5 protein-coding genes and 1 tRNA gene are annotated in these 5,014 nt (G+C 55.4%); 3 read left to right on the top strand and 3 right to left on the bottom strand.

All coding sequences use genetic code 11. The features are described 5' to 3' along the window. A partial coding sequence (locus tag Q8K05_RS15350) for a transposase (RefSeq protein ID WP_370868872.1) occupies positions 1–171 on the bottom strand: 171 nt, incomplete at its 3' end. Positions 172–983: 812 nt separating this feature from the next. On the opposite strand from Q8K05_RS15350, the gene gmk reads away from it, so the two are divergent. The 3 genes from gmk (at position 984) to Q8K05_RS15335 (ending at position 4,191) form a co-directional block, all read left to right on the top strand. Beyond that, positions 984–1,604, top strand: coding sequence for a guanylate kinase (gmk, locus tag Q8K05_RS15345; RefSeq protein WP_305247494.1), 621 nt, complete (start codon positions 984–986; stop codon positions 1,602–1,604). A 27-nt stretch (positions 1,605–1,631) separates the two neighbouring features. Next, the gene (gene rpoZ / locus Q8K05_RS15340; protein WP_026780849.1) at positions 1,632–1,835 is read left to right on the top strand and encodes a DNA-directed RNA polymerase subunit omega; all 204 of its coding nucleotides are present in this window, start codon (positions 1,632–1,634) and stop codon (positions 1,833–1,835) included. A gap of 109 nt (positions 1,836–1,944) precedes the next feature. Then, positions 1,945–4,191, top strand: coding sequence for a bifunctional (p)ppGpp synthetase/guanosine-3',5'-bis(diphosphate) 3'-pyrophosphohydrolase (locus Q8K05_RS15335; RefSeq protein WP_305247493.1), 2,247 nt, complete (start codon positions 1,945–1,947; stop codon positions 4,189–4,191). A gap of 27 nt (positions 4,192–4,218) precedes the next feature. Here Q8K05_RS15335 and greB read toward each other — a convergent pair whose 3' ends face one another. Both greB and Q8K05_RS15325 read right to left on the bottom strand, forming a co-directional pair. Next, the gene (gene greB / locus Q8K05_RS15330) at positions 4,219–4,779 is read right to left on the bottom strand and encodes a transcription elongation factor GreB (protein WP_305247492.1); all 561 of its coding nucleotides are present in this window, start codon (positions 4,777–4,779) and stop codon (positions 4,219–4,221) included. 97 nt (positions 4,780–4,876) lie between these two features. Next, a tRNA-Arg gene (locus Q8K05_RS15325) sits at positions 4,877–4,953 on the bottom strand. Positions 4,954–5,014: the final 61 nt, after the last annotated feature.

Below are 5,014 nucleotides of genomic sequence, written 5' to 3'. Positions count from 1 at the left end.
TTCAAGTTCCAACTGCCTGATGCGTTGATGCTCCACGGTCAACGGCTTGCCAGCGCCGCTTTGGCCTTGCTGTTCCGCTTCAAATTGGCTGACCCAGCGCCTGACGGCACTTTCGCCAAGTTTCATGTCTTTACAGACTTGACTGATGCTCAAGCCTTGGATTTTCACCATTTGAGCTACCTGCAGCTTGAAGCTGATATCAAAGGCTCTTCGGGATTTTTGATTGTTCACTTCTGTCGCCATTTAGGTTTAGAAAAACCTATCGTTGTGTCTTTTTAAATTAGACCACCACAAAGTAAGTGCCATTCCGATGAAGGGACCTTTTGTTCGATCAGCCGCCTGCGTTCATAAGAGGCCAAGGCATCCGTGACGTAGACCGCGGGGTGCCCGGCCAATACCCTCACTTCGTCCAACCATGCTCGAACTTCACCAAGAGGATGTTTCTGTTCAGCACATCCCATCGCCAGCACGATAGGCTGCCCCAGCAGCTCAAGCTCGCTGAACCGAAAAGCGTCCCGCAGGAAGTACGGCAGCTCGTTTGCACGCGCCCATGGTCTCACATCGGGAGTGAAAACACCCAAGACCTCATGGAGGTAGCGTCGAACGGCGGTAGCGAGTTGCGTCAACCCGCCGATCTGGACCGATCAACTTGTGGGTACCCGCCTCGAGAAACGCTACCGCTTCGCTGCGGGGGCAAGGACGGACCGAGCACATCTTGCATCCGATTGCGAGTAGCGCCCTCTACCACGCAATGACAAAAGTCCGACTGATAAAATCGCAGTTCGTAGCCAAGTTGAAACCGCTGACTCGCAACGCCTCATGACAATTCATAACAGCCTTGCCATTTTGTGGGGTGAGGCACCGACCTTGGACGCAATATCCATGAAAATCAATGTCTTAGAGCTGATCCCGAACTTCAGGTCCAGAACATCAAGTGACACCTTGGTCGCTATTTAATTTATTGCAACAAACTACCAGTACGCATGGACTATCCCGGAAATTTATTTGTTGTCGCCGCTCCGAGTGGAGCTGGCAAATCCAGCCTGGTGAAAGCCTTGATGGAACTCGATTCACGTATTCAGCCCGCCGTTTCACACACCACCCGGCCACCGCGCGGGCAGGAAAAGCATGGCAGGGAGTACTTTTTCCTGTCTCCGGAAGAGTTCGATGGCATGGTGCAGCGCGATGCTTTTCTGGAGTGGGCGCATGTTCACGGCCACCGATACGGCACGTCGCGCCATACCATTGAAGAGCGGGTCGCGCATGGCGCTGATGTCATTCTTGAAATTGATTTTCAGGGCGCCATTAATATCAAAAAGATTTTTGCCAATGCTGTCCTGATTTTTATTCTCCCCCCAAGCTGGGAAGAGCTGCGCTCTCGCCTGCAACGGCGCGGCGAAGACACTGCGGAAGTCATTGAATTGCGGCTAAAAAATGCAGCCGTAGAGATGGCGCAGGCCCAAAAATTCGACTTCGTTATAATTAATGAGTTGTTTGAGCGGGCAGTTTTCGACCTGAAAACCATCATTCATGCCCAGCGGCTCAAGTTTTCGGCCCAGCGACGAGCCCGAGCCGAAACATTCAAGGCCCTTCATATTCCTTAAGTTACCGATCACACCGAAAGAATCACCATGGCCCGCATTACCGTCGAAGATTGCCTCGAAAAAATCCCTAACCGCTTTCAGCTGGTTTTGGCTGCTACCTACCGGGCCCGCATGCTCAGCCAGGGTCATGCCGCCAAGATCGAAAGTAAAAACAAACCTGGCGTCACCGCGCTGCGTGAAATCGCTGCAGGCAAAATCGGCCTGGAAATGCTGAAAAAGGTACCTGGTTGATCCTGCCAGCTCTGTTTAAAAAAGCACCGGGCTACGGTGCTTTTTTCGTTTTGGGCGCTTCAAAGGCCATTTCGCCCCCGATTTATTCATGCCGCGATACATTTGAGGCATGAGCGCAATCCTTTCGCCCGTCATTTCCAGTCAATCAACGCCTGCGGCTGCCAATGCTGCAGCGGCAAGCTTTGCTGCGCTCACAGCCAAACTGGACTACCTGAGTGCCGCAGACATCGAGAATGTCCGCTTGGCCTATCGCTTCGCCGACGAGGCCCACTTGGGCCAGTTGCGCAACAGCGGCGAGCCCTACATCACCCACCCCATCGCGGTCGCCCAACAGTGCGCCGAATGGAAGCTTGACGCACAGGCACTGATGGCGGCCCTGCTACACGACGCAATTGAAGACTGCGGAGTGACCAAATCAGAGCTGATTGAGCGTTTTAGTGCGCCTGTGGCCGAGCTCGTAGACGGCCTGACCAAACTGGAAAAGCTGGAGTTCAACACCCGGGAAGAAAATCAGGCCGAGTCCTTCCGAAAAATGTTGCTGGCAATGGCGCGCGATGTGCGCGTCATTCTGATCAAACTAGCCGATCGCACCCACAACATGCGCACGTTAAACGACGCGCCGCGCACCAAGTGGACCCGGATCTCGCGCGAAACCCTGGACATTTACGCCCCTATCGCGCACCGCCTGGGCCTGAACACGACCTACCGGGAACTGCAGGACCTGTCATTCCAGTATTTGCATCCGTGGCGCTACGCAACGTTGAACAAAGCCCTGCTGCGTGCACGAGGCCGCCGGCGCGATGTGATCAAGCGGGTGCAGTCGGAAGTCGAATCCGCGTTTGTAAACGCCCGCATCCCGGTTCATATTTTTGGCCGCGAAAAGACGCTGTACTCCATTTACCGCAAGATGAGCGAAAAGCACCTGTCTTTTGCACAGGTCACCGATCTCTATGGCTTTCGGATCATCGTGCAGGAGTTGACGACCTGCTACACGGCCATGGGCATTTTGCACCAGTTGTACAAACCCTTGCCCGGAAAATTCAAAGACTATATTGCGATTCCGAAGGTCAATGGCTACCAGTCACTGCACACCACCCTGGTAGGTCCCATTGGCACCAATATCGAGTTTCAGATGCGTACTGACGCGATGCATGTGGTGGCCGAATCAGGTGTGGCCGCTCACTGGCTCTACAAGGCCACGGACCCGGACAGTGACGCCTCACAACGGTTGGGCGCCCAATGGCTGCAGTCGCTGCTTGAAATCCAGCAGGAAACGCGTGACGCGGCAGAGTTTTGGGACCACGTCAAGATTGACCTGTTTCCCGAAGCGGTTTATGTACTCACACCAAAAAGTCAGATCATGGCGATGCCGCGAGGCGCCACCATTGTGGACTTTGCCTACGCCATTCACAGCGATGTGGGGCATAGGACAGTAGCGGCCAAGGTCAACGGCGAGCAGGTTCCCCTGCGCTCAGAACTGCATAACGGGGACGTGATCGAAATCATCACGGCATCCGTGTCAAGCCCGAACCCGGGCTGGCTCGGTTTCGTGCGCACTGGCAAGGCGCGCTCGAAAATACGCCAATACCTCAAGACCATGGCGCTCACAGAGTCTCAGGCTCTGGGTGAAAAAATGCTGGCCCAGGCGCTGCGGGCTGAAGGCATCAACCGAGAGCACCTTTCGGAAGACGACGAAGTCCATCACGACAAGTGGGAAAAAATCCTGCGCTTTACCGGCAACCGATCACGCGCTGATCTGCTCACCGATATTGGGCTGGGCAAGCGCATTGCCAGCATGGTCGCCAAGCGCATTGTGACCTTGCTCGCCGAGACAGGCGAAAAACCAGACGCCCTGACCATGAGCCGCGAACGTTACAGCGCCCATGAGTCTGTATCGCAGGGAGCGCTCTTGCTCGATGGGAGTGAAGGCGCTACCGTACAGTTTGCGCCTTGCTGTCGACCGATCCCTGGCGACGGTATCGTGGGCTATCTGGGCCGGGGGGAAGGTCTGGCGGTACACACCGACGACTGCGCCGTGGCCAAGCGCCTGCAACACCGCGACAGCGAGCGCTTTATTGCAGTTGACTGGTCCGACGAGCCCGTGCGCGCTTTTGAGACCAACCTGCTGGTAACGGTTTCCAATGGCAAAGGGGTGCTGGCGCGCGTGGCGGCAGCGCTGGCCAGCGCTGAAGCTGATATCACCCATGTGGAGATGGGGCCTGAACCTGCACAGAATGCGACAGACCTGCGCTTTAGCGTAGCCGTGCGTGATCGCATTCACTTGGCCTCAGCGATACGCAGCGTCAAACGCACCCCTTCCGTACTCCGGGTGCAGCGTGCCAAATCCGCCGGCTGACAAGCCCCCACGCGCGCGAAGCATGCGCTAATCGACAGGGTCAGGCTCGGGATAGTCCACTTTCAGCACCTCAAGCAGCCTCACGCCGTGGGGTGTCACGAGGTTGACCTCCTCGCCGACACGTGATTTGAGCAGTGCTCTGGCCACAGGCGATATCCAGCTGATTTGCCCCAGGGCGCTATCGGCCTCATCAATGCCCAAAATGGTGACGCTGCGTTGTTCGCCGCTGTCATCGGCGTAAGTCACGGTGGCGCCAAAAAATACATGCTCGCTTCCATGATGAACAGAGGGATTGCTGACTTCAGCAATTTCCAGCCTTTTCGTCAAAAAACGAATGCGCCGGTCAATCTCACGCAAGCGTTTTTTCCCGTAGATGTAGTCGCCATTCTCGGACCGGTCACCATTGCTGGCGGCCCAATAGACTGTCTCTACCATTTTTGGACGCTCGTTATCAATCAGATCAAGCAATTCAGCGCGCAAACGCGCGTACCCTTGGGGCGTGATGTAATTTTTCCCGCCTGCTACCAAGGGTTCAAGCGTCGGCTCGTCGTCATCAGGCTCGGTTTCTTTGATAAAGGCTTTGTTCATGCGTTTGTCAGGATAGCATCTGGGGCGCCCGCCCGTCGCCCAGAGAACTGACACGCAAACGAAAAAGCCTGCAACTTTCGTTGCAGGCTTTCGTTTTTGGTGCGGCTGGCAGGAATTGAACCCACGACCCCTTGGTTCGTAGCCAAGTACTCTATCCAACTGAGCTACAGCCGCCAAGCTTCAAATTATAGCGCATTTAAATACGCTAGCAATAAACTTGCTCCAGCATTTTTCC

The organism is Polaromonas sp., assembly GCF_030682935.1.
Classification (GTDB): Bacteria; Pseudomonadota; Gammaproteobacteria; order Burkholderiales; family Burkholderiaceae_C; genus Polaromonas.
This window is presented reverse-complemented; position numbering and strand designations above follow the sequence as displayed.

Excerpts from the sequence above, each read along its gene's own strand:
- greB (WP_305247492.1), bottom strand. The coding sequence starts at position 4,779 with ATGAACAAAGCCTTTATCAAAGAAACCGAGCCTGATGACGACGAGCCG.
- Q8K05_RS15335 (WP_305247493.1), top strand. The coding sequence starts at position 1,945 with ATGAGCGCAATCCTTTCGCCCGTCATTTCCAGTCAATCAACGCCTGCG.
- gmk (WP_305247494.1), top strand. The coding sequence starts at position 984 with ATGGACTATCCCGGAAATTTATTTGTTGTCGCCGCTCCGAGTGGAGCT.
- rpoZ (WP_026780849.1), top strand. The coding sequence starts at position 1,632 with ATGGCCCGCATTACCGTCGAAGATTGCCTCGAAAAAATCCCTAACCGC.